The organism is Sphingobacterium sp. UT-1RO-CII-1 (genome assembly GCF_026711005.1).
Classification (GTDB): Bacteria; Bacteroidota; Bacteroidia; order Sphingobacteriales; family Sphingobacteriaceae; genus Sphingobacterium.
This window is the reverse complement of record NZ_JAPPVJ010000008.1, coordinates 105,700-130,537: the sequence shown is the minus strand read 5'-3', so window position 1 is coordinate 130,537 and position 24,838 is coordinate 105,700. Positions and strand designations below refer to the sequence as shown.

The following is a 24,838-nucleotide window of genomic DNA, read 5'->3' as shown; positions in this document are numbered from 1 at the left end:
CTCATTTTAGCTATAAACTAAAATGAGCCTTTTTATTAAAATACACAAACAAGATTCTTAGCTATCTAATGTTCTATTGTCACGATCTATATCACCTGATTTGATACGCATTTCTGTTTGTGGATAAGGAATAGAAATTCCTTTTTCATCCAACGCAACTTTAACCATTTCCTGTAATGAGTTATTAGTATCCCAAAACTTATCTTTGTGCGCCCAACCCCGAACCGTTAAGTTTACAGAGCTATCAGCCAATTCACTTACAAACACTTCAGGAAGAGGTTTCTTTTCTACTCTTTTATCAGTAGTTAACACCTGCATAATAGCATCTTTTGCATCTTTTATATTATCATCATAAGATATTCCAACTACAAATTGGAAACGACGAGACAATATGCGAGTGTAATTCTTAATGACAGAGTTGGCTAAGGTGCCATTTGGACTGAACACACGTATACCATCAGCATTTACCATTGTTGTATATAAAATATCAATTTGTTCTATAGTTCCTTCCGAACCATTGTCACTTGATACGTAGTCTCCAACCTCAAAAGGTCTAAAAATCAATATCAATACACCTCCTGCAAAATTAGATAAGCTTCCCTGCAAAGCCATACCAACAGCAAGTCCAAAAGCAGACAAAGCCGCTATAAAAGATGTTGTCTGTATACCTAATGTACTAGCTACAGTAAGAATTAGCAAACAATAAAGTGCAAACTTGATTAGACTTTTAATAAAACTACGAATAGACATGTCGACATCCCTTCTTTCGAAGCGTTTTTCTATCAAATTAAGCGAAAAACGAATTACGTAACGTCCTACTATAAGTATGACAAAAGCTGCAATTAAATGGGGAATTTGTAAAACTAGACTGTCTATTAGCTTGTCTATACTACTTTCGAATCTTTCCATATATAACAAAAATACAATTTTTCAATAATCTAGCACTGCTTTTAATGAAAAAAATCACATATCTTTAACGTATGCCTGATATATATTTAGACAATAATGCAACCACCAAAATCGACGACAAAGTTTTGGAAGCCATGCTCCCTTATCTTCAAGAGCTTTATGGCAATCCAGCAAGTGTACAATATCGATTGGGCCGTATTGCCAGTGAAGCTGTTGAGCAAGCTAGAGAGCAAGTTGCAAATTCGCTACAAGTTTCAGCGAAAGAAATTTTTTTTAACACAGGTGCTACAGAAAGTATTAATACTGTTCTCCGAGGTACAGTAGAAACTTATTCCCGAAAAGGAAAACATATTATTACAGCCAAAACAGAACATACAGCTGTTTTGCAAACCTGTGAATACTTAACTAAAAAAGGTGTTGAAGTAACATATTTATCCGTAAATAAAGATGGAGAAATTGATTTAAATGAATTAAAAGATACAATCCGACAGGACACAATCTTAGTTTGTCTCATGGCTGCCAATAATGAGACAGGTCTCATACACCCAATAGAAAAAATTGCTAGTATATGTCAAGAAAAAGACACGCTTTACTTTTGTGATGCTACTCAACTTATCGGGAAACAGGATATAAACTTGCAAGATATCCCTATAGATATCTTAACTTTTAGTGCGCATAAACTTCATGGTCCAAAAGGTATCGGTGCATTATATATACGCCGTAAAAGAAAACCTATTCAAATTCCATCTCTGATAAGTGGCGGAAGCCAAGAAAAAGGCTTTAGGGCGGGAACCTTAAATACTCCTAATATTGTAGGTTGTGGCAAAGCTATCGAAATAGTACGCCCACAAAAGCAATTACGAGAACTCCGTGACAATATGGAAAAAAGAATCATAGAAACTGTCCCACAAGTTATTATACACGCTCAAAATGGAAATAGACTATACAACACAAGTTATATTTCATTCAGACACCTAAAGTCTGCAGAAATTATGACCTCTTTACCACATATCGCTCTCTCTTCTGGTTCTGCTTGTAGCGCTGGTTTGCTAGATCCTTCCCATGTTTTAAAAGCAATGGGATTAAGCGATGAAGACTCTTATGCGAGTATCCGTATAAGCTTAAGCAAATACAATGATAAATCGCAAATAGACATGGCTACTTCGCAAATCATAGATGCTGTTACAGTGCTTAGAAATAATTCTCCCATATGGCAGTTGTTTTTAGATGGCCTTATCGATTAATATATTTTTACATTTGTGCAACCTTTGCTTGTTGCCAATCCTGATTTTATTTACGATTTTTGTATCAGGTATAATTTTTAAGAATACAATATGGAAACTATAGTAACCATTACAGATAAAGCTAAAGAAAGAATTGAACAAATTATGCAGCAGGAGAACTACGATAGTAGCTATTTTGTTCGAGTAGCAGTTGATAGTGGCGGTTGTTCAGGGCTTTCATATAAACTGGATTTTGATAATCAAGAAAAAGCTGGCGATCAATTCTGCGAAGACAAAGGGATCAAAATAGGCCTTGACCTTAAATCATTTCTTTATTTAGCAGGTACTGAACTTGATTATTCGGATGGTCTTACTGGCAAAGGTTTTGAATTTCACAATCCAAACGCTTCACGGACTTGTGCATGCGGAGAAAGTTTCTCTGTATAATTTTCATTCACAACACATTACATGAAGGCTTGCAATTGCAAGCCTTTTTTGTGCTAAAAAACATAAAATAATCCCTAAATCATTAATAAATTCACTACATTTGCCTAATAACATTGTCAAAATATCAATACTCGTAAAACGGTTTGAATTAAGATATTACAAGTTTTAACACTTTATGGGACGTAACTTATTAAAAACAGAACAGGCAATAACTTTCGTTAAAGAGATATTTTCTCGAAAACTTATACAGGCATTAAACCTTATACCGGTTTCTTCGCCTTTGGTCGTATTAGATGGCACAGGTATAAATGATGATCTAAATGGTATTGAGCGTCCTGTCAGTTTTCCAATAAAATCCTTAAATGAACAGCGCGCAGTTGTTGTGCATTCACTTGCAAAGTGGAAAAGAGTTCGTTTAAAAGAACTTGAAATTGAAAAAGGTGAAGGAATACTTACTGATATGCGTGCGCTTCGACCTGACGAGGACTATACACCAATCCATTCGATTTATGTAGACCAATGGGATTGGGAAAAGCACATTTCTCCTAATGATCGGACTTTCAGTTACCTAAAAAGCACAGTTCTAAAAATTTATAATGCTTTATATGAAACTGAACGTGAGGTAGAGCTTAAATACCCACATAAAAAAGCTATTTTACCTGCTAATATTCACTTTATTTCCTCTGAAGAACTTTTGCAAAAATTCCCAGATTTAACACCCAAAGAACGTGAAAATGCGATCGCAAAGGAATATGGAGCTGTTTTTATTTATGGAATAGGCGGCAAATTGAGCAATGGTTTTCCTCACGATGGTCGTGCAGCTGATTATGATGACTGGAGCACAATTAATGAAAACCAACAAAATGGATTAAATGGCGACATTCTAATATGGAACCCTTTGATCAATTCTGCATTTGAACTGTCATCTATGGGAATACGTGTTGATAAAAAGGCTCTTTTACACCAATTACAACTTCGTGACAGTATGGATAGAGCACAGTTATCATTTCATCATATGCTTTTAAACGACGAGCTTCCTGAATGTATAGGCGGTGGTATTGGCCAATCAAGGGTTTGTATGTTTATGTTGAAAAAAGTACATATTGGTGAGGTTCAAGTAAGTATATGGGATGACCAACAGCGTGAACGCCTGGCTGATCAAGAAATTTTTCTTCTCTAGTAGATTATCGGTTGATTCAAACTTTATTAAAATAAGGTTTGAATCAATTCAAATAAGTACATAAATATACTTACTCTTCAAGAAAAAAATCATTCGTTTATCACGAGATAATCTAGTTCACACTCTCTTCCCCTATTGCGGAATCTATACGTATCTAAAGCCGTTCTGAAGTAAAATCAGACGCCTTTGTAAAGAAATGTCTTTCGCGAATGTCTTTCCGAATTAGTATTTTTAGCCTAAAATTAGTTAATTTGTAAATAATTGAATTAGATATAAAGAATATGATTATACAACCACGTGTAAGAGGTTTTATCTGCCTAACTTCGCATCCGGAAGGAACAGCGCAACACATTAAGAACCAGATAGATTACGTAAAATCTCAAGGCGAAATCAGTAACGGTCCAAAAAAAGTCTTAGTTATAGGTGCCTCTACAGGTTTCGGGTTAGCATCACGTATTACTGCTGCTTATGGTTCGGGGGCTGCTACGATAGGTGTATTTTTTGAAAAGCCAGCAGCTCCTGGTAAACCAGGCACAGCCGGTTGGTATAATACAGCCGCTTTTGAAAAAGAAGCACATGCAGCAGGTTTGTATGCAAAAAGCATCAATGGTGATGCTTTTTCTGACGATATTAAGCAACAAACTATCGATCTTATCAAAGCTGATCTAGGACAAGTTGATCTAGTGATTTATTCTTTAGCCTCACCTCGTCGTACACATCCAAAAACAGGGGTTGCTCATGCATCCGTACTAAAACCAATTGGTCAATCTTTCACTAATAAAACAGTAGATTTCCATACTGGTGTAATTTCTGACATATCAATACAGCCTGTTGAAAATGAAGAAGATATTGAAAACACCATAGCTGTTATGGGAGGTGAAGATTGGAAATTCTGGATAGAAGAGCTAAAAGAAGCAGGCGTGCTTGCCGAAGGTGTAAAAACAGTAGCTTATTCGTATATTGGTCCAGAACTAACATATCCGATTTACCGAAATGGTACAATAGGTAAAGCAAAAGATGATCTGGAAGACACAGTAACTGTACTAAACGATATGCTTCAAGATCTTAACGGCATTAGTTATGTTTCGGTTAACAAAGCATTAGTTACACAATCTAGTTCTGCAATACCTGTAGTTCCTTTATATATATCATTCCTTTACAAAGTCATGAAAGAGAAAGGAATTCATGAGGGTACTATTGAACAGATGCAACGACTTTTTGCAGAAAAACTATATAATAATAATACACCAACCCTCGATGAGAAAGGCAGAATACGTGTAGACGATTTAGAGATGCGCGCTGATGTTCAAGCTGAAGTTGATGCGCTGTGGCAAAAAGCAACAACGGAAAATCTAGAAGAGATATCTGATATCAAAGGTTATAGAGATGATTTCTTTAACTTATTCGGCTTCAACTTTGATAATATTAACTATGATGCAGACACCAATGAAGTGGTCAACATCCCTAGTATAAAAAGTTAATATTTTATGTTCCTAAAAAAATGCGATAGAAATTCTATCGCATTTTTTATTTAAAAACATCCATTCTCACTGAAGATCGATCAAGGAAAAATCTAATAGCTGAAGTACAATGATATATCGTTGTTATTTAGAGTTTATTATTCCAGTCTTACACTTAATAATAAAGATCTCATCATAGAAACAAGTTTGTTCAGCGCGATGATTGTTATTTTATCTATCTAAACGTTCCCAATACAGACATATTTGATATCAACGTAACTATCCAATCCATACTTTGACCCCTCCCTTCCTTGTCCTGAATATTTAACACCACCGAACGGTACGACTTCCGATGAGATTAGACCTTCGTTAATACCGACAATTCCATACTCCAACTGATCGCGGACACGCCAAGATCTATTCAAGTCATTGGTATAAAAATAACTAGCCAAACCATAAATGGTATCGTTTGCCATAACTATAGCCTCCTCTTCCGTCTTGAATTTAAAAACAGGAGCTAATGGACCAAAAATTTCATCTTTTGCGAATATCATATCCGGTGTAGCATTTAATATTACAGTAGGTTGAAAAAACTGAGGCTCCACAGCCTTCCCTCCCGTGGCTATATAAGCACCTTTTCTTTCAGCATCAATTAACAAATTTTTCATTCGTTCAATTGCCTTCCGATTTATTAATGGTCCAACAGAAACCGACTCATCCATACCGTTCCCTAATTGTAATTTTTGAACAGCTTCCAAAAGTTCTCGTACAAATACATCATAAATGCCTTCTTGTACTAAAATTCGATTTACACAAACACATGTTTGCCCACCAAACCTAAACTTACCAGCTATAACTCCTTTTACAGCTAGCATAACATCTGCATCATCAAACACAATGAAAGGAGCATTTCCACCTAGTTCCAAGCTCATTTTCTTCAATGTAGGTGCACACTGCTCCATTAAAATTTGTCCGACCCTTGTCGATCCAGTGAACGATATTTTTGATACTTTTCTACTCTCACAAAGCTCTTTTCCCATTTCCGATGCATTAGATCCAACTACTGTATTGATTACGCCCGGCGGAACACCTGCCATATTGGCCAAGTGAGAAATAGCTAAAGCGGTAAGGGGCGTTTCTTCACTTGGTCTCACTACTACAGTACACCCAACTGCTAACGCAGGCGCTATCTTTCTAGTAATCATAGCCAAGGGGAAATTCCATGGAGTAATTGCGCCTACTACTCCTATAGGCTCTTTTATTGTTATAATACGTTTATCTGCAGTAAAGCCAGGTATACTATCACCATAATTACGTTTTGCTTCCTCTGCGAACCACTCAATATAAGCTGCACCGTAATCTACCTCACCACGACTTTCAGATATAGGCTTGCCACTTTCTAAAGTCATTATTATTGCAATTTCCTCTTTATATTCATGAATTAACTGAAACCAACGCTTCAAAACCACACTGCGTTCCTTGGCTGATTTTTTCTTCCACAAAGGGAAAGCCGTATATGCAGCATCAATTGCTTGATTAATCAAATCACGTCCTTCATCATATACACTTACAATAACAGATAAATCTACCGGATTCTTTATCTCAATTTTACTATCTCCAACATGTTGCCATTTTCCATTAACAAAAGATTTATCAAAAATCAAATCTTTATAATTATCCATAAAACTCCACTTAATTAATCAAAAACTATTACTTGCCGAATTGCTTCCCCACTAGCCAATCGATCAAAACCTTCATTTATATCCTCCAGCTTCAGACGGTGAGTGATCAATTTGTCCACAGGTAAATTGCCATTACGATACAAAGCTAAAAAGTTAGGAATATCTATAGCAGGGACACAGCTTCCTAAATAACACCCTTTTAAACTTTTCTCCTGCCCCACCAAAGTCAAGGGATTCAAACTCAACCGAGCATCTGGATGTGGCAGAGCCCCTGTTACCGTGACTCCCCCCTTTTTAGTTGCATTAAACGCAAAGTCTAAAGCTGCCATTGCTCCCGCAAACTCTACTGATTTGTCAACACCTCCACGTGTTATCCTTTGCTTTAATTTGTCCATTGCACATTCCTCCCCTGAATTAATAATATCTGTAGCTCCGAATTCTTTTGCCACAACCAACTTCGAATCCGACACATCTGCTGCAATAATTTGTGAAGCTCCGGCAGCTTTCGCACCCAGCACTGCAGATAAGCCTACTCCGCCTAAACCAACGACTAATAGAGATTCTCCCGCTGTCAACTTTGCCGTATGTACAACAGCGCCCATACCCGTCATCACTGCACACCCAAACAAAGCAGCTACTTCAAAGGGATATTCCTTCTCAATCTTAACTAAAGAGTAAACGGAAGCAACAGTGTATTCAGCAAACCCCGAAACTCCTAAATGATGAAAATACTCTTCGCCATTTTCGTTTTTAATCTTCCTATCTCCATTCAACAACATTCCTTCATTATTGGCTTTAGCACCCGTATCGCAGAGAGCAGGTCGTCCTGACATACAATAGTCACAATGTCCGCAAGATGGTAAAAAAGCAAATACCACATGATCTCCCACTTCGAACCCTTTCACATCTTCACCCAATTCTACTATAATACCGGAAGCTTCATGCCCTAATACCATAGGCATAGGACGTATCCTATTGCCATCAATAACCGACAGATCTGAATGGCATAAACCTGCAGCTTTTATCTGTACAATAACCTCCTCTTTTCCTGGTTTTTCTAAGATAATTTCTTCAATCTGTAAAGGCTTCGAATCTTTATAGGGTCTTTTATGTCCGCCGCTTTGATGCAACACAGCTGCTTTAACTCTCATAACTATTTAATTATTCGTTTCTACTTTTTCGTATCAAGAACTCCCCTATCCATAAAAGGCCTCTGGTCCTTTTCTAAAGGTTTCCCACTTTATAGGGTCGTGCCCCGTAACTACCATAGCGTCATACTTAGCTGCTATTTCGTGGAGCTTCTTCACCGACCTAACCGAATCAACCGCAGAAGCTAAAAAGCCTGGTAATACCCTTTCATCCCAATGTTCAGTTGTATAAGCAGCATCTACCGCTATTAAAATACTACCTGAATTAGGAAGTGTTATCAAAAAACTACAATGTCCTGGTGAATGTCCAGGTGTAGGTATTATCCTTACCACCCCATCACCATACAAATCATATATATCATTAAAATCTAGTTCCAAAAAATGCCACTTTAGATTTGGTTTATCAAAATCTTTACGTATATATCCACCTGCAGCAAACCAGTCTGGTGTAAAAGCATAAGCATACTCGGAGCGTTGCACTACATGTGTAGCGTTAGGAAAACGGCCTACTGCGCCAGTATGATCTAAGTGTAAATGCGACTGTAATACATAACGAACACTTTCGCACTCAATCCCCATATTCATTAGAGTTTCTACACATCCTTCACTAGAATCCATTACTGGCCAATAAACTTCAGTAATATTCCCCCAATGACTTACAGGATCTAGCGCACACTCCACCGCATTTCCTCCGTCAATAACCACATTCCCTTTAGGGTGTGTTATCAAATACCATGGTACGGGAATTTCATAAGGGTCTAAAGACGCATTCATCTTAATATTATTTTCCCTGCATTTTAAAACACCTGTTTGAAACATGTATAACTTTACTTCTCTTTCCATTTTATTTGTTTTAGAAATAATAAATAAACATTTAGCTTTTATATAAATAACAAATCAGAATGCTTAATGTTCATCCACCAGTAAATATTCCCGTAAAAAAATAAAACTAATTAACTACTCTATAATAGTATATAAAAAAAAGCTTCTGTTAACCAGAAGCTTTTTTAATAACAATCTTTAAATACTTAAAATTAGAAGCGAACCCCTAAAACCCAGTAGTTTTCAAAAAACCAAATATTTTGTTTGGCATTATCAATTCCCCTTCGCCCTGTTGTGCGTATACTATTCATTTGGGTGTTTCCTATTTTATAACTTCCCTGAAAATACATTCCTTTCCAGAAACGATATTGTATCCCTGCTTTCGCCGAAGCTCCGTATCCCGCAATATTCCAATAGTGGTTTTTACCCTCTCCGAAGAAACGAACATCTGAGCGAGGGACTATCAACCCTACATCTAAACCTGTTTCCATGGTCAAAACTTGTTTCCCCTTATGATTCACGAGAACATCATCATAACGCTCAATACCTACAGATGCAAAATTATAGCCATCTGTATGCTCAAAGGTCAGCATATCTGCATCAACTTCAATATATTCTCCATCATAGGTTCCCGCTTTATCTCCTGTTGGTATTCCTGGTTCTGAAACATGATCTTCAATAAAACCTGTTATTCTAACACGTTGAGGAATATCCATTACATATTTCATATGATCCCACCCCAACGAAATGGTATAATTATCTTTAAAGAAGTAACCAAAGTGAAAATTAAACTGTGGAATCGTGATCCTTGCGGGATTTATATAATCCAATGACAATTTAGAAGGCCTATCTCCAGCTTTAACATTATGCAAAGTAAAATCATAGCCTGTGCCTTTGAAATGTATATCTGACTTATTATAGGACGAAAAATTATAACCCCAGTGAATAAAAAATTTACCTTTATTACTTTCTGTTCGTTGATTTTTTGGCTTGAAGATACCTCTTTTAATAATACCTTCATTATCCTGAGCTATTACCTGAGTCGTCCCTATCAGGGCAGCTAACAAAAACCATAAAATATACTTCATATTTATATTATCAGATGTTCAATTGCTACATGAAATATCGTAAGTTCTAACCTATTCTATGGGCTATAGTTCGAATATTTCATATAGTTATATATTTTTTTTATACTCTTTAATACATAAAAGGGGTTAATTTCAGTACAAAGAGTTACTTATACAGTTAAAAAAATAGTAGCCTCATGAGACGAGGCTACTATCACATGTATTGAATATTATTACTGCCCTTTACGGATGATATTTAACGCTCCGCCGGCTTTAAACCACTCTATTTGCTGTGCATTATATGTGTGGTTCACTAAGATTTCATCTTTTGATCCATCTGCATGATTAAGCACTACTGTCAAAGGCTTTCCTGGCGTAAATTCCGTTAAACCTATGATATCAATACTATCATCCTCTTGGATTTTGTCATAATCATCTTTATCAACAAACGTCAAACCAAGCATTCCTTGTTTCTTCAAGTTTGTTTCGTGAATACGAGCAAATGATTTTACTAAAACAGCACGCACACCTAGATGACGAGGTTCCATCGCTGCATGTTCACGAGAAGACCCTTCGCCATAATTCTCATCGCCTACTACAATTGAACCAATACCTGCTGCTTTATAAGCTCTTTGGGTTGCAGGAACTGCAGCATATTCACCAGACAGCTGGTTCTTAACATGATCTGTTTTATCATTATAATAGTTAACAGCACCAATCAACATATTATTAGAAATGTTATCTAAATGTCCACGATACTTTAACCACGGTCCAGCCATAGATATGTGATCTGTTGTACACTTGCCTTTTGCCTTAATCAGGAGCTTTAATCCCTTTAGATCAGTACCTTCCCATGGTTCAAATGGTTCTAACAACTGTAAGCGATCTGAAGTTGGGGAAACATCCACAACAACTTGACTTCCATCAGCAGCTGGTGCTTGATAACCTGCATCTTCTACTGCAAATCCCTTTTCAGGCAATTCAAACCCTGTTGGTGGGTCAAGTTTAACCTGCTCTCCGTTCTTGTTTGTTAACGTATCAGTCATAGGGTTAAAACCTAAATCTCCTGATATGGCGATAGCAGCAACAATTTCCGGTGACGTAACAAAAGCATATGTATTGGGGTTACCATCAGCTCGTTTAGCAAAGTTACGATTAAATGAATGTACAATTGTATTTTTCTCCTCCTTATCCGCACCTGCACGATCCCACATACCGATACAAGGTCCACACGCATTTGTAAAGATTGTAGCATTTAAATCTTCAAAAGTTTTCAAGAAGCCATCACGAGCAGCAGTATATCTTACTTGCTCAGACCCTGGGTTGATACCAAATTCTGCTTTTGTGACTAAACCTTTCTCTACAGCTTGCTTTGCAATAGAAGCCGCACGAGACAAATCTTCATAAGAAGAGTTTGTACAAGATCCGATTAGCCCCCACTCTACCTTTGTAGGCCATCCATTTTTCCCTGCCTCCTCACGCATGCGAGAAAGTGGTGTATATAAATCCGGAGAAAAAGGTCCATTCATTGATGGTTCTAACTCCGAAAGGTTAATTTCAATTAATTGATCGAAAAATTGCTCTGGGTTTGCGTAAACCTCAGCATCAGCAATTAAATGTTCCTTTATAGCATTTGCACCATCAGCCACCTCCGCGCGTCCTGTAGCGCGCAAATAACGCTCCATTGAAGCGTCGTAACCAAAAGTTGAAGTTGTCGCACCAATTTCAGCCCCCATATTACAGATTGTACCTTTACCTGAACATGAGAGTGATTCAGCACCTTCCCCAAAATACTCAACAATAGCACCAGTTCCACCTTTAACAGTAAGAATACCTGCAACTTTAAGAATTACATCTTTAGGTGATGCCCAACCGGATAATTTACCAGTTAACTTCACACCGATAAGTTTTGGAAATTTAAGTTCCCAAGGCAAACCCGCCATAACATCACATGCATCAGCTCCTCCTACACCTATAGCTAACATGCCTAATCCACCAGCATTAACAGTGTGAGAATCAGTACCGATCATTAAACCACCTGGAAAAGCATAATTTTCTAAGACAACTTGGTGAATAATACCTGCACCGGGTTTCCAGAAACCTATACCATACTTATTAGAAACAGAAGATAAAAAGTTAAATACTTCTGAACTTTCTTTATTAGCGCGAATCAAATCTTGCTCAGCACCATCTCTAGCCTGAATTAAGTGGTCACAGTGAACAGTTGAAGGAACTGCTACTTTCGGGCGTCCCGCTTGCATGAACTGCAGTAAGGCCATTTGTGCTGTAGCATCCTGCATCGCAACACGATCAGGGGCAAAGTCTACATAAGACTCTCCACGCTCATACGCTTCCGTAGCATTTCCACTCCATAAGTGAGCATACAATATCTTCTCAGATAGGGTCAAAGGTTTATTCTCCACTTTACGAGCAGCAGCGATGCGCTCGCCATATTGGCTATAAACCTTCTTGATCATTTCTATATCAAAAGCCATTTATATATTAATTTAGTTTGATGTACTCTTTTTAACTTTTAAAGTTCAGCATATTCTGCTCCTTTAAACAAAAATACAAAAAAGAATAAGTTTTTAACAGGAGAATACCTTAGCCACTTGTAATTTGGAACAAATCCAAACAAGAAGATATTTTTTATACACTAACTCCTTGTTATAGACCATCCTTATTTCCCAAATCTAATTAAACATTTAGATCAAAGGTTTTATACACTGATAAATTACCTATTTTGATTAAATAGTATACTAGTTTATATAAAGCTTGTAAACTTTGCTTTTTTCAAAGCAGAGATCGTAGCTTTAGGATCCTTTGATGCAAACACACTGCTTCCTGCAACCAATACATCCGCTCCTGCATCGACCAATTGAGCTATGTTATTTTCACCTACCCCTCCATCTATTTCAATCAATAAAGCATCATTTACTCCTGCTGCTAGACTTCTTAATTCCGTTATTTTAGAATATGTTTGTTCAATAAATTTCTGTCCACCAAACCCTGGATTCACCGACATTAAGCAAACTAAATCTATATCTTTAATAATGTCCTTCAATAGGCCAACAGAAGTATGGGGATTTAAAGCGACTCCGGCTTTGCAACCTAGCTCTCTAATTGCAGATAAAGTCCTATGCAAGTGTGTGCAAGCCTCATAATGAACAGTTATTATATCTGCACCCGAATCTTTGCATAATTTCAAATAACGATCTGGATCAACTATCATCAAATGTACATCCAAAGGCTTTTTAGCATATTTAGATATTGCCTGCATTACAGGAAAACCAAAGGAAATATTAGGCACAAATACTCCATCCATGATATCTATATGAAACCAATCTGCTTCACTTTCGTTTACCATCTGAATATCAGTAGAAAGGTCTGCAAAATCTGCTGCCAATACAGAAGGCGCAATTAAATGTTTAGATGTAGACATATTATATATATTTTTTGCAAAGATAGGTAAGTCTGAACCTATTATTCTATTATTTTCGTATTTTAATATCTTCTGCTATTATATTATAGTAGTACCTTTGCTCAAGATATTTGAAAATAATAAAAACAATTGACTTCAAAATTCTATCTAACAATAAAAAAGATAATTAAAGTTAATTAGCCATATGGCAACAGAACAAAAAAGAATTATTGCGTGGCAAAGTTGAAAATAAATTACATACGAGGCAAAAGCCAAAACAACTCGACAGTCGTTAAATTTGCAATGGTTATCATTGCCATCATACTAGTTTGTATATTCCTACCTAAACAGCCTCGTTTTCGGTATGAGTTCCAAAAAGGTAAGGTTTGGAATCATGAGAACCTCGTTTCTCCTTATAATTTTGCTATTCTAAAAACACCTGAAGAGCTAAACAAAGATCGTAGCCAAATTTTAAAAACTGTACAACCGATCTACAATCTACAAAGCAACGTCTCTAAGGAGCAAATCGATCAATTTAATACAGACATCAGGGAAAAATGGCAAATCGCCTCTATGGACTCTATCCCTAAACAAGAATTAGCGAATTATCAAACAGCAGGGAACAATCTTTTAAATTATATTTACAACCGTGGAGTTATATCATTAAATAATAGATATCAAAACAAAGGGATTGATCCCGAATCTGTCGATGCTACAAATAGCCAATACAACTTCACATTATTGCATGATAATATCGCGCAACAAAAAAACACTGCTGACATTTTTACTATTGAATCTGCACATCAATATATTCAAGAAACTTTAGAAAAAAACAATAAAATTGATGAAAAGGAATGGTTTTCTGAACTTTTACGGAGCTACATTACCATAAACTATATTTTTGATGAAAATCTCACAAATAAAATTGAACAAAACGCACTGGCCAATATTTCTAGTACGCGAGGACTGGTCCAAAAAGGAGAATTAATAGCTGAAAGAGATAAAATAATATCAAGTGAGACCTATCAAAAACTTGAGTCTTTACGTAAAGTAATTGAAGATGAAGCACAGGTTAGTGGGAATCAATGGTATGTCACCTTGGGACAATTCCTTACTATCTCATTATGTATGGTTTTATTAATGGTATTTTTGTTTTTTTTCAGGAAATCCATATACTATAATAATAGACTCATATTTATCATCATGATTATTATTTTAGCGATGCTAGCAGTATTATCATGGGCCATAAAAATGAAAATACCAAGCCTTTACTATATACCTTATTGTAGCGTACCTATTATATTTAGAGTACTTTTTGACACACGGGTTGCGCTTAACATACATTTGCTTATGGTACTAGTTGCAGCACTTTTCGTGCCGAACAGTTACGAGTTTGTATTCCTGCAATTTCTAGCTGGTATGGTCGCTATTTACAGTATTCGAACAATGGTTCGCCGTGAGCAATTTTTAATATCGTCTCTCATTATATTAGCCACTTATATTGTAGCTTATTTAGGCTTAGCTCTAACACGAAACGGTTCATTAAACAACATCTACTGGTCAGACATTATCCCACTTATTGTCAGTGTGGGTTTAACGTTACTTGCTTATCCATTAATTTATGCTTTCGAGAGGCTTTTTGGAATAGTCTCTGACCTAACTCTAATGGAATTAACAAACAGCAATTCAAAATTATTACGAGAATTATCTCTCAAAGCACCTGGTACATTTCAGCATTCCTTGCAAGTTGCTAACTTAGCTGAAGCAGCAATATATAAAATAGGAGGAAATCCCTTATTAGTACGTGCCGGAGCATTATATCATGATATAGGAAAAATGCTCAACCCTTTATTTTTCATTGAAAACCAAAAAACAGGCACAAACCCACATAAAGAACTTACCCCTGAACAATCCGCTCAGGTAATTATATCCCATGTGCATAAAGGTGTTGAAATGGCTAAAAAATATCAACTTCCAGATGTAATCATAGACTTTATCCGCTCGCATCATGGTACAACCCGTGTTGATTATTTTTACAATACATTTATAAAAGAAAACCCTGACAAACTTGTCGATGAAAATATCTTCAGATATCCTGGTCCTATCCCATTTTCTAAGGAAACAGCAGTTTTAATGATAGCAGACTCTGTTGAAGCTGCTTCTAGGGCGCTAAAAGAACCGACAGAAGACTCTATAAATACTTTAGTAGATAAAATAATAGACTACAAAATAACACAACGCCAATTTATGGATGCAAATATCACCATGCGAGACATAACAGATGTTTCTGATATTTTAAAGTCGATGTTAAAAAGTATTTATCACGTACGAATTGATTACGATATCAGCAAAAAAAAACTGTAAACATTATTATCTAAAAAAGATCAATTTGACTCTCAGCCCCTTAGTAAATATTTAAAAAAAACAGCTTTTAAAGCTTTGTAGATTGAAATATTTGCTTTATGTTTGCAGTGTTCAAAAAGGGAGAGGTGCCTGAGTGGCCGAAAGGAACAGTTTGCTAAACTGTCGTACTGGAAACGGTACCGTGGGTTCGAATCCCACCCTCTCCGCAAAACAAAGTCTTCATCGATAGATGAGGGCTTTTTTTTTGGCAGGATGAGAAACCACAGGGTTCGATTCGTAGAAGGTTTAGGATCGTGTAGGGTATTATGGGGCTAAACCAATCCCACCCTCTCCGCAAAACAAAGTCTTCATCAAAGAGATGGAGGTTTTGTTTGTCGCAATAACAACATACGAGACGACCCGTGGATAACTTAAATTAACCATCTTCTTTTCAAGAAAAACACAATCCAATCTTTACCTCCTATCCTTAAAAGGGCTTTACACTACATAGAACAAAGAAAAGGAAACACCTCGGTAGCAGAAATTCTTAAAAATTTAAATAAAAACGTAAATGACAAGTGGTTATTTAGAAGTTTTGTAAAGAATATAGGCATTTCTCCGAAGAAGTATATAACGCTACAGCGGTTTATTTATACCTATGCGGAATGTAATAGAGACAAACAGCATAGGGATATACTTGGAATAATTTTAGAATCGGGATATTATGATTATAACCATTTCTTAAAAGATTTTAAAAGATATATGGGCATATCTTCTTCCCGATATACTTGGACTTAAGCTATACTGTAGCATACTGGAATTAGTCTAAGGATTATATGATAAAGAGATGGCCATAATATCAATCCGCTTAGTATAATAGCAGTTAATGAGCACTTGATTTAGAAAATAAATTGATGATAACAACACCAATTACTATCAGCGCAATTCCCAATATAGCAGGTAGATCTAGCGTTTCTTTGTATACAAAATAACCTACTGCCGAAATAATCACAATGCCAAAGGCTGACCAAATAGCATAGGCTATCCCCATGGGAACACCTTTTAATGCATATGTAAGGAGATAAAAAGAAAGTGCTAATGAACAGATAAAGATAATTGAAGGAACAGGTTTACTAAACTGTTCTGTTTTCTTTAAAAATGACGTACCAACAACTTCAAATAGAATAGCAGCTGCTAAAAACAAATAGTGCTTCATAGAATTTATGACCTAGTGAACAGTCATTACAAAAGTAAGTATTTCTGAATAGACTATAGCACATGTTAAACTTTTAAAGGGGGGGAAACAATTCTTGGGCTTTTTGTAATTGTACAGGAGATATCGGCTGGTGCAGAAGAAGAGATTATGGTAGCTTTATACTCTGTGACTCAAACTGCAAAGCTCGCACAATGAAAGCGACCTTAAGGGATGCGGATTTCGATGGTAAAGAATACAGTATGGAGGCAACAAATCACCATATATCAATATTGTAAAAAAGATCCACCACTTTATCATCAATTACATTTTCCTTTCTTATGCAGCATTCGGCATAAGAAAGGAAAATAACACCCCTTACTACAACTCCACGCATATATATTGGTAAAACTTACGCTAACCTCATCAGTATATAATTACTTAATAAGGTTATATACAGTGCGAGCACACTCCTATCCTACCCCCAAAAACTAGAGGCATAGCTTATTAACCCGAGATTAATAAATTGTAAAATTATCGCTAGAAGCTTTATTCGCAATAACTAATAAAACAAAAATCTATATCTTTCTACTTTAATTCAGCATAAAAGTTATTTTTAGTAGGAAGAAACTTTAAGATATCGGACCTAAATCTCCCTCGAAAATACCCATTCATTGGAAAAGATAATGCTGCTATTATGATTCTTGTTTAATACAATAAAATCAACATATGGATTCGAGAAGAAATTTCTTAAAAAAGGCAGCTTTGCTCGCAGGAGGGGCATCATTAACCCAGTCGTTACCACCTGCTATTGCTAAAGCATTAGCAATAAATCCGGCATTGGGAAGCACTTTTTATGATGCTGAACATGTAGTTATTCTGATGCAGGAAAATAGATCTTTTGACCACGCTTTTGGAACTCTCCAAGGTGTGCGCGGGTTTAATGATCCCAGAACAATACGCCAACCGAATAAAAACAAAGTATGGTTACAAACGAGAGCATCAGGTGAAACTTTCGCTCCGTTCCACTTAGATATTAAAGATTCGAAAATCACGTGGATGGGCTGTCTTCCGCATAACTGGACAGATCAAACAGATGCTCGAAATAATGGCAAAATGGATAAATGGCTGGATGTAAAAAGACCGTGGTCCGAAGACTTTGCAGACCTTCCATTGACCATGGGGCATTACACGCGAGAAGATATTCCTTTTTATTATTCCCTTGCAGATTCTTTTACCATATGCGATCAAAACTTCTGTTCGAGTATTACGGGAACAAATCCCAATAGATTATATTTCTGGACAGGAAATATCAGAGAAAATCTGACAGGAAAAGCCCTAGTATGGAATGGCGATTCAGAATTTAGCGGTAAAGCCAATTGGAAGACCTTTCCTGAACGCCTTTCGGAGATAGGAGTAGACTGGAAAATTTACCAAAACGAAATATCATCCAGTAGTGCAGGCTATACAGGAAAAGCCAATAGCTGGTTAGCCAATTTTGGATGTAACCCTATGGAGTATTTCCCACAGTATAAGGTGAAATATAGCGCACGCTATCGGGAACTTCTAGGGCAAAGAAAAAGTCAGATTGAGCAAGAAATAAAAGACACAACGGACAGCGATAAGCTACATGAACTGCACGACAAACATCAACAGGTTCTAAAAGAATTAAATGAATACACAGAAGCTAATTTTGAAAAACTGGATGAAAGGACAAAAGAAATCCATAACCGAGCTTTTGTCAACAACAGAGCTCACCCTGACTATATGAAGTTGGAGACAATGAATTATGAAGAAGGCGGAGAAAAAAGAGAGCTTGAAATTCCAAAAGGTGACATTCTGTATCAATTTCGCGAAGATGTCAAAAATGGAAGCCTTCCAACAGTTTCATGGCTTACGCCTCCCCAATTATTCTCGGACCACCCCGACTCTCCTTGGTTTGGGGCATGGTATGTGAGTGAGATAATGGATATTCTAACGGAAAATCCTGATGTATGGAAAAAGACTATATTTATACTGACTTATGATGAGAATGATGGATACTTTGACCATGTCGCTCCTTTTGTCGGTCCGAACCCATATCAAGCCGATACAGGTAAGGTATCATCCGATATTGATGCAAAACTAGAATTTGTGCGCCGAGATGAACAATATTATCCGGACAGTGGGCGTGAAAGTAACATTGGCTTAGGTTATCGCGTGCCTATGATTATAGCTTCGCCATGGACAAGAGGAGGTTGGGTAAACTCCCAAGTTTTTGATCATACTTCAAGCTTACAGTTTTTAGAAAAATTTATCAGCCATAAAGCTAATCGAGAAATTAAAGAAACAAATATAAGTAATTGGAGACGTGCTGTGTGTGGGGATCTTACCTCAACTTTTAGACCATACAAAGGAGAGGCTATAGAAAAGCCTATGGTGCTCAAACGTAAGCCTTTTATACAAGGAATTCATCAGGCTCAATTTAAAGATCTCCCGACCGGATATAAAGCGTTAACAAAAGAGGAAATTAAGCAAATAGAAGAAAACCCGTTGGCTTCACCTTATTTTCCTAAACAAGAAAAAGGCGTCCGTAATTCCTGTACACTCCCTTACGAGCTTTATGCACACGGCACCTGTAAAACAGACGGTCAATATGAAATTACTTTTGAAGTTGCCAAAGACGTTTTTGGAGATGCTGCCAGCGGTTCTCCTTTTACAGTTTATAACAGTACACCGTATAAAGGGGAAATAGGTTCTTCAAGAAATTATGCATTAAGCCCTGGCAAGAGCCTATCAGATAATTGGTCTATAGCTGCGTTTGAAAACAAAACATACCACCTGGAAGTGTATGGACCGAACGGGTTTTACAGATCATTCAAAGGACAAGAGGCAAACCCCAAAATAAAAACACGTTGTACATATGAAAAAAAGAAGGGCAAAAATGCCTTTACAGGACGCATATCCATACAGTGTATAAATGAAGATAGTCGTGCTCACAGACTTTTAATAGAAGATATCAGCTACAGCAAGGAAAAAAAATCAATTGTATTAAAGAGCGGCGAATCTACGGTGGTAAGTTTCGATATTTCTAAACAAGATTATTGGTATGACTTTCTAGTCAGCACACCAGATTTTAACCGTTTTGAAGAACAATATGCCGGAAGAATCGAATTTGGAAAACAAGGAAAAACAGATCCTTTATTAGGGCGCTAAAATATTTAATTGGGGTTAAAATATCCTTTTAGTCCCAATTAATTTTAATGGCCAGCAATAATAAGTAAAGTATGCAGCAACGTACACAACCAAACGCTACAGTCCTTTTTTTCCTTCCAGCCAAAACCCATGGCCTTTGGTCTTCACATTAAAAAGAGCCTTAATTGTTTTTCTAAATGTTTGAACGGATTTAACATTTCCTGTAAGCACAAAATAAGCATCATCCCATTCGATATTCTTAAAAAGATCAGACTCTTTCAACCATTCCTGATTTTGGAATAATCCTTTTTTGGGATATACACTATAATCTTCAAAACCTAGTAAACGAGGGATATCATGATTTATTTCCTCCAGTTCAAAAATAAAATGAAAATACTGTCCCGTATTTTTAATAACAGGCAGAAAAGAACACGCTAAAGCCAGTGAAGTCTCGTCACCAAAAAAAATTGTTTTTTCAGCTGTTTGCTCATAATACTTCTGATCAGTACGTGGTTTGTTCAAAATCATTTCATCACCTTCTTTCAAAGCATCTATATAATCACTACCACAGCCCGAGCCATGTATATGGGCAATCAAATCCAATGTATTCTGTTCCGCATCTACACCCGATATAGTATATCGTCTGGCATCAGTATCGGTAACACGGATGTCAAAGAAAGCCCCGACAGGTAATGCTAAGTCATTGAAATCACCTTTTATACGAATCAATTTTAATGTTTTTGATAAATATTCGGCTTTCACAACTTCAACATGAGGAAGTTTAGACATAAAAAAATCAAGGGTATCAAAAACCCATTTTGGCGCTCTTGGCATATTCTTATATTTTTAATATTTCAAAGAAACCGACTATTTTTAACTTAGAAAAGGACATAAAGAGGTAGTAATTGGACTATACGTGGTTTTTGTATCTAAAATCAATAGCTGTCATACCTGTTAATTTTTTAAACATCCTTGAAAAGTACGAATAATCATCATAACCTAACTCAATAGATATTTCCTTAACAGATCTGTCTGAATGATATAACATACGCTTAGCTTCTAATATGACACGTTGCTGTATATGATGGGAAACAGGAAAACCAGTTACATTTTTAACACATTCATTCAAATAAGATGTAGCTATATTTAATTGCATTGCATATTCGGCCGGACTTTTACAACACTTATAGTTATCTTCTAAACAAAGTGAAAAAGCTTTGGCTACCCGCTGAAAACGAGAAATAACAGGAAGCTTCTTCTCATCTTTAATATATTCGGAAATTAGTAGGCCAATAACAGTATTGCAGCAATCCCGCAATAAAGTAGAATAAAGTTTATCACGTGTTTTTTCAAATACCTGCAGGCTAATTTCAAAAGCTTTCTTGATTAATAAAAGATCGTCGAGCTTTATCGCTAAAGGTCGCAAAGGGGACACACGTTGCAATAATTTTAAATAATCGGAATTTATATTTTCGGACTTTATAATTAGCATGTACACCTCCATGTCTTCAGCCTTAAAACCACGATGCACTTGACTAGGAGATAAATACATGATGCTAGTTTCTCTGATTATATACTCTTCAAAATCAATCTCTGTGTGAGTAAGACCCATTTCTTGAAGTAAAAACATATGGTAATCATGGCGATGCGAGGTGCCAAGTCCTTCATCCAGATAAAAAACATCCGGAGAGATTTTCTCTATAACAATACCATTGATAAACTCATCAGGCAGTAATCTTACTGGTATACTACGTCTATGTGCCATAATTTCCTAAACTTCACCATCACTGTCAAATATACTAGTTTGTTATAGCCCTCTATGTTCACTTTGTCATATTAGCGCAAAATCATATATCAATCTGCTTTATACATATCAATATGTGTAATACCATCTTCATCATAACGCTCTCCATGGGCTACAAAACCAAAGGTTTCGTATAAGTTTCTCAAATGACACTGCGCTCCTATCTTAATGGGTACATGTCCATAAATTCGATAAACAGCCTGTATAGATGCTTCAATAATTATTTTCCCCCAACCTTCCCCCCTATAATCCGCTTGGACTAAAACCCTGCCGAAGGATACTTCTTTATAAGACAGGCCGGCAGGCAACACACGGCTATAAGCGACCAAATGACTGTTCTTATAAAGGAGTACATGATGACTTTGTTGATCTTTATTATCAAGATCGAGGTATATACAACTTTGCTCAACAACAAAAACCTCACTTCGTAAACGTAAAATAGTATAAAGCTCTTTAGTAGTCAATTCATCAAAAGCTTTTACAAGCATTTCTTTTTCTATATTATACATTGGTTTAAACCCCTTATATTACTTTACAAACTTCTTTGTTCCTACAACACACAAAATTACAAAGAAAGTAACTATAAGCATTCCATAACTTACATCCTCCTTCAAAAGTAAGGCTGCTAAACCTAAAGCTAATAAAGGCTGTAATAACTGAAGCTGTCCAACGGTTGCTGTACCACCTTGCGCCAAGCCCTTGTACCAAAAAATAAAACCTATAAACATACTGAATAGCGAAACATAACCTAAACTAAACCAGGCTTTAAAACTAATCAACCCGAAGGAACTAGGTTGGTATAAAAACATGAGCGGCAACATAAGCGGTAATGAAATAATTAATGCCCATGAAATTACTTGCCACCCACCTAAAGATTTAGATAATTTTGCTCCCTCAGCATAACCTAACCCACATAGCAGGACAGCCAGAAGCATAAACAAATCGCCCTGAAGTGAGCCGTCGAAACCCTGCGTAAATGCGTAGCCCATGACTAAAACACTGCCCAAGAGAGAGAAAAACCAAAATATAGGCGAAGGACGTTCTCCACTACGCCATACGGCAAAGACAGCCGTGGAAACAGGTAGCATAGCCAGAATCACAATAGAACGTGCTGAAGTAATATATTCGAGAGCAAAGGCACTTAACAAAGGAAAACCAACGACCACGCCCAAAGCAATAATAACTAAAGAAGGTATTTGTTTACGACTAGGAAACTCTTTCTTAAACCATAGCAAAACAAGAAATGCACATATACCTGCAACACTAGCCCGAGCTACTGTTAAAAAAAGAGGGCTTAATTCCATAACAGCGACCCTTGTTGCGGGCAAAGAACCACTAAATAGCAGCACTCCGATACCACCATTAACCCAACCCTGGGATGAATTTTCTTTCATGTCATTTAAAATTTTCTTAACTGTATAGAGCAAAAATCAGTAAACAACATCAATGAATACAGTCACAGTTTTGGCAATTTAGATGGACACAGATATATTTGTATGAACTGATCATGAAGAAAGACTTTCTATACAACGAATTCGCAGATAATATAGCTGATAAAATAAAATCGGGCGTACTGAAAACTGGTGAAAAACTTATATCTATACGAAACCTTAGCAAAGAACATGGTATAAGTATCAATACTGCAAAAAGAGTTTTTCTCGAATTGGAATCGCAATCTCTCGTACACTCCAAACCTAAATCAGGCTACTTTGTGAGTTCACTGACCTCATTTAAATTACCGTTGCCTACAGCAAGCCAACCCGTACCTATTGCAAATAATAAAGAGCCCGACGAATTAATGAATGCTGTATATTCAACCATGGGGCGTGAAGATTTAACCTTATTCTCTCTCGGTGTGCCTTCAGGAAATCTATTGCCTTTATCTAAACTAAAGAAAGAAATTATACGGGCTACAAAAAGTTTACATGACGGAGGTACCGAATACGAGCCAATACAAGGCAATCTTAAGCTGCGAAGAATGATCGCAGCACGATCTTTAACATGGGAAGGAAATCTTACAGATAATGAAATAATTACAACAAGTGGCTGCATGCATGCTTTAACACTATGTTTAATGGCGGTAACGAAACCCGGAGATACTATTGGTATCGAAAGCCCGTCCTACCCCGGTATTCTCCAGCTGGCGACTAGTTTAGGCTTACGGGTTTTAGAACTGGCAACTCATCCAATAACAGGCCTAGATATTGTGGCTTTTAAAAAAGTTATTCATCAAATAGATACCTGCATATTAGTTCCTAACTTTAACACCCCTTTGGGGTATTGTATGCCTGATGAGAAGAAGCAGCAATTCGTTGGACTATTAGCAAAGAATAACATTCCGTTAATAGAAGACGATACCTATGGCGAACTGTATTTTGATACTAAACGGCCAAAATGCTGCAAATCATTCGACACCGAAGGAAATGTCTTATGGTGCGGCTCTATATCAAAAACATTGGCCCCCGGATATCGTGTAGGTTGGATAGCCCCAGGAAAATACAAAAAAGAAATACTTAAACTAAAACTTATACACTCCCTATCATCGACTTCAATTATTAACGAAGCTGTAGGTAATTTTTTAATGACCGGTAAGTACGAAAAACACCTGCGATATCTGCGTAAAACTTTGCAAAATAACTATCAAAAATATAGTGAAGCTATAGCACTATACTTTCCAGCAGGTACTAAAATAAGTCGTCCACAGGGAGGCTTATCGCTTTGGGTAGAGTTTGTTGGAGAAATAGATACGAGGGTACTTTACGATTATGCACTTAAAAGAAAAATCAGTATATCGCCAGGTAGAATATTTACGCTGCAAAATCAATTTGACAATTGTATGCGCCTTTGTATAGGCTTACCATGGAATGACAAGCTAGAGTTAAAATTAAAAGAGCTTGGTAGCCTTGCTAAGGCATTGATCAATAAACCAATTGTATAAATATGTTAAGATTGATTTTTTAACCTAA

General features: G+C 36.6%; 19 protein-coding genes and 1 tRNA gene. 8 read left to right on the top strand and 12 right to left on the bottom strand.

All coding sequences use genetic code 11. The annotated features are described in order from the left end of the window. Window positions 1–57 precede the first annotated feature (57 nt). Window positions 58–909, bottom strand: a complete 852-nt coding sequence (locus ORI89_RS16610; RefSeq protein ID WP_268231635.1) for a mechanosensitive ion channel family protein — start codon at window positions 907–909, stop codon at window positions 58–60. Window positions 910–980: 71 nt separating this feature from the next. On the opposite strand from ORI89_RS16610, the gene ORI89_RS16605 reads away from it, so the two are divergent. From ORI89_RS16605 to fabV, 4 genes are all read left to right on the top strand, one after another. Further along, the gene (locus ORI89_RS16605; protein WP_268231634.1) at window positions 981–2,153 is read left to right on the top strand and encodes a cysteine desulfurase family protein; all 1,173 of its coding nucleotides are present in this window, start codon (window positions 981–983) and stop codon (window positions 2,151–2,153) included. 99 nt (window positions 2,154–2,252) lie between these two features. Next, window positions 2,253–2,579, top strand: coding sequence for a HesB/IscA family protein (locus tag ORI89_RS16600; protein ID WP_268231667.1), 327 nt, complete (start codon window positions 2,253–2,255; stop codon window positions 2,577–2,579). 175 nt (window positions 2,580–2,754) lie between these two features. Further along, window positions 2,755–3,759 carry an aspartate--ammonia ligase gene (gene asnA, locus ORI89_RS16595; protein ID WP_268231633.1) on the top strand — a complete coding sequence of 335 codons (1,005 nt, stop codon included), beginning with the start codon at window positions 2,755–2,757 and terminating at the stop codon, window positions 3,757–3,759. 281 nt (window positions 3,760–4,040) lie between these two features. Then, window positions 4,041–5,240, top strand: a complete 1,200-nt coding sequence (fabV, locus tag ORI89_RS16590) for an enoyl-ACP reductase FabV (RefSeq protein ID WP_268231632.1) — start codon at window positions 4,041–4,043, stop codon at window positions 5,238–5,240. A gap of 218 nt (window positions 5,241–5,458) precedes the next feature. On the opposite strand, the gene ORI89_RS16585 is transcribed toward fabV, so the two are convergent. From ORI89_RS16585 to rpe, 6 genes are all read right to left on the bottom strand, one after another. After that, window positions 5,459–6,901: an NAD-dependent succinate-semialdehyde dehydrogenase gene (locus tag ORI89_RS16585; RefSeq protein ID WP_268231631.1), complete on the bottom strand. Its 1,443-nt coding sequence runs from the start codon at window positions 6,899–6,901 to the stop codon at window positions 5,459–5,461. Window positions 6,902–6,915: 14 nt separating this feature from the next. After that, entirely contained in the window at window positions 6,916–8,052 is a 1,137-nt protein-coding gene (locus ORI89_RS16580) for a zinc-dependent alcohol dehydrogenase family protein (RefSeq protein ID WP_268231630.1), read from the bottom strand. A gap of 45 nt (window positions 8,053–8,097) precedes the next feature. Beyond that, entirely contained in the window at window positions 8,098–8,892 is a 795-nt protein-coding gene (gene attM / locus ORI89_RS16575; protein WP_268231629.1) for an AttM family quorum-quenching N-acyl homoserine lactonase, read from the bottom strand. Between the two features lie 191 nt (window positions 8,893–9,083). Continuing rightward, window positions 9,084–9,959: a hypothetical protein gene (locus tag ORI89_RS16570; protein ID WP_268231628.1), complete on the bottom strand. Its 876-nt coding sequence runs from the start codon at window positions 9,957–9,959 to the stop codon at window positions 9,084–9,086. A gap of 212 nt (window positions 9,960–10,171) precedes the next feature. After that, window positions 10,172–12,433, bottom strand: a complete 2,262-nt coding sequence (locus tag ORI89_RS16565) for an aconitate hydratase (RefSeq protein WP_268231627.1) — start codon at window positions 12,431–12,433, stop codon at window positions 10,172–10,174. A gap of 269 nt (window positions 12,434–12,702) precedes the next feature. Further along, window positions 12,703–13,380 (bottom strand): ribulose-phosphate 3-epimerase, encoded by a 678-nt coding sequence (gene rpe, locus ORI89_RS16560; protein WP_268231626.1) that lies wholly within the window; start codon window positions 13,378–13,380, stop codon window positions 12,703–12,705. Window positions 13,381–13,593: 213 nt separating this feature from the next. Between rpe and ORI89_RS16555 the strand changes: the two genes are divergently transcribed. Beyond that, window positions 13,594–15,723 (top strand): HD family phosphohydrolase, encoded by a 2,130-nt coding sequence (locus tag ORI89_RS16555; protein WP_268231625.1) that lies wholly within the window; start codon window positions 13,594–13,596, stop codon window positions 15,721–15,723. A 119-nt stretch (window positions 15,724–15,842) separates the two neighbouring features. Continuing rightward, window positions 15,843–15,929 (top strand) — tRNA-Ser (locus tag ORI89_RS16550). Between the two features lie 656 nt (window positions 15,930–16,585). Here the strand turns inward: ORI89_RS16550 and ORI89_RS16545 are convergent. Further along, window positions 16,586–16,918, bottom strand: a complete 333-nt coding sequence (locus tag ORI89_RS16545; protein ID WP_268231624.1) for a DMT family transporter — start codon at window positions 16,916–16,918, stop codon at window positions 16,586–16,588. Window positions 16,919–17,623: 705 nt separating this feature from the next. Here ORI89_RS16545 and ORI89_RS16540 point away from each other — a divergent pair. After that, a complete protein-coding gene (locus tag ORI89_RS16540; protein ID WP_268231623.1) occupies window positions 17,624–20,089 on the top strand; it encodes a phosphocholine-specific phospholipase C in 2,466 nt (821 codons plus the stop codon). A 96-nt stretch (window positions 20,090–20,185) separates the two neighbouring features. Here the strand turns inward: ORI89_RS16540 and ORI89_RS16535 are convergent, their stop codons facing one another. The 4 genes from ORI89_RS16535 to ORI89_RS16520 form a co-directional block, all read right to left on the bottom strand. After that, window positions 20,186–20,902: an FAD-binding oxidoreductase gene (locus tag ORI89_RS16535; protein WP_268231622.1), complete on the bottom strand. Its 717-nt coding sequence runs from the start codon at window positions 20,900–20,902 to the stop codon at window positions 20,186–20,188. A gap of 76 nt (window positions 20,903–20,978) precedes the next feature. Continuing rightward, complete coding sequence (locus tag ORI89_RS16530) at window positions 20,979–21,833, bottom strand: AraC family transcriptional regulator (RefSeq protein WP_268231621.1); 855 nt, start codon at window positions 21,831–21,833, stop codon at window positions 20,979–20,981. Window positions 21,834–21,922: 89 nt separating this feature from the next. Next, window positions 21,923–22,381: a GNAT family N-acetyltransferase gene (locus tag ORI89_RS16525; protein ID WP_268231620.1), complete on the bottom strand. Its 459-nt coding sequence runs from the start codon at window positions 22,379–22,381 to the stop codon at window positions 21,923–21,925. Window positions 22,382–22,399: 18 nt separating this feature from the next. Continuing rightward, window positions 22,400–23,266 (bottom strand): DMT family transporter, encoded by an 867-nt coding sequence (locus ORI89_RS16520; RefSeq protein WP_268231619.1) that lies wholly within the window; start codon window positions 23,264–23,266, stop codon window positions 22,400–22,402. Between the two features lie 113 nt (window positions 23,267–23,379). Between ORI89_RS16520 and ORI89_RS16515 the strand changes: the two genes are divergently transcribed. Then, window positions 23,380–24,810 (top strand): aminotransferase-like domain-containing protein, encoded by a 1,431-nt coding sequence (locus tag ORI89_RS16515; RefSeq protein WP_268231618.1) that lies wholly within the window; start codon window positions 23,380–23,382, stop codon window positions 24,808–24,810. Window positions 24,811–24,838: the final 28 nt, after the last annotated feature.

Coding starts and splice junctions, on each gene's coding strand:
- ORI89_RS16610 (WP_268231635.1), bottom strand. CDS start 909: ATGGAAAGATTCGAAAGTAGTATAGACAAGCTAATAGACAGTCTAGTT.
- ORI89_RS16605 (WP_268231634.1), top strand. CDS start 981: ATGCCTGATATATATTTAGACAATAATGCAACCACCAAAATCGACGAC.
- asnA (WP_268231633.1), top strand. CDS start 2,755: ATGGGACGTAACTTATTAAAAACAGAACAGGCAATAACTTTCGTTAAA.
- fabV (WP_268231632.1), top strand. CDS start 4,041: ATGATTATACAACCACGTGTAAGAGGTTTTATCTGCCTAACTTCGCAT.
- ORI89_RS16585 (WP_268231631.1), bottom strand. CDS start 6,901: ATGGATAATTATAAAGATTTGATTTTTGATAAATCTTTTGTTAATGGA.
- ORI89_RS16580 (WP_268231630.1), bottom strand. CDS start 8,052: ATGAGAGTTAAAGCAGCTGTGTTGCATCAAAGCGGCGGACATAAAAGA.
- attM (WP_268231629.1), bottom strand. CDS start 8,892: ATGGAAAGAGAAGTAAAGTTATACATGTTTCAAACAGGTGTTTTAAAA.
- ORI89_RS16570 (WP_268231628.1), bottom strand. CDS start 9,959: ATGAAGTATATTTTATGGTTTTTGTTAGCTGCCCTGATAGGGACGACT.
- ORI89_RS16565 (WP_268231627.1), bottom strand. CDS start 12,433: ATGGCTTTTGATATAGAAATGATCAAGAAGGTTTATAGCCAATATGGC.
- rpe (WP_268231626.1), bottom strand. CDS start 13,380: ATGTCTACATCTAAACATTTAATTGCGCCTTCTGTATTGGCAGCAGAT.
- ORI89_RS16545 (WP_268231624.1), bottom strand. CDS start 16,918: ATGAAGCACTATTTGTTTTTAGCAGCTGCTATTCTATTTGAAGTTGTT.
- ORI89_RS16540 (WP_268231623.1), top strand. CDS start 17,624: ATGGATTCGAGAAGAAATTTCTTAAAAAAGGCAGCTTTGCTCGCAGGA.
- ORI89_RS16535 (WP_268231622.1), bottom strand. CDS start 20,902: ATGCCAAGAGCGCCAAAATGGGTTTTTGATACCCTTGATTTTTTTATG.
- ORI89_RS16530 (WP_268231621.1), bottom strand. CDS start 21,833: ATGGCACATAGACGTAGTATACCAGTAAGATTACTGCCTGATGAGTTT.
- ORI89_RS16525 (WP_268231620.1), bottom strand. CDS start 22,381: ATGTATAATATAGAAAAAGAAATGCTTGTAAAAGCTTTTGATGAATTG.
- ORI89_RS16520 (WP_268231619.1), bottom strand. CDS start 23,266: ATGAAAGAAAATTCATCCCAGGGTTGGGTTAATGGTGGTATCGGAGTG.
- ORI89_RS16515 (WP_268231618.1), top strand. CDS start 23,380: ATGAAGAAAGACTTTCTATACAACGAATTCGCAGATAATATAGCTGAT.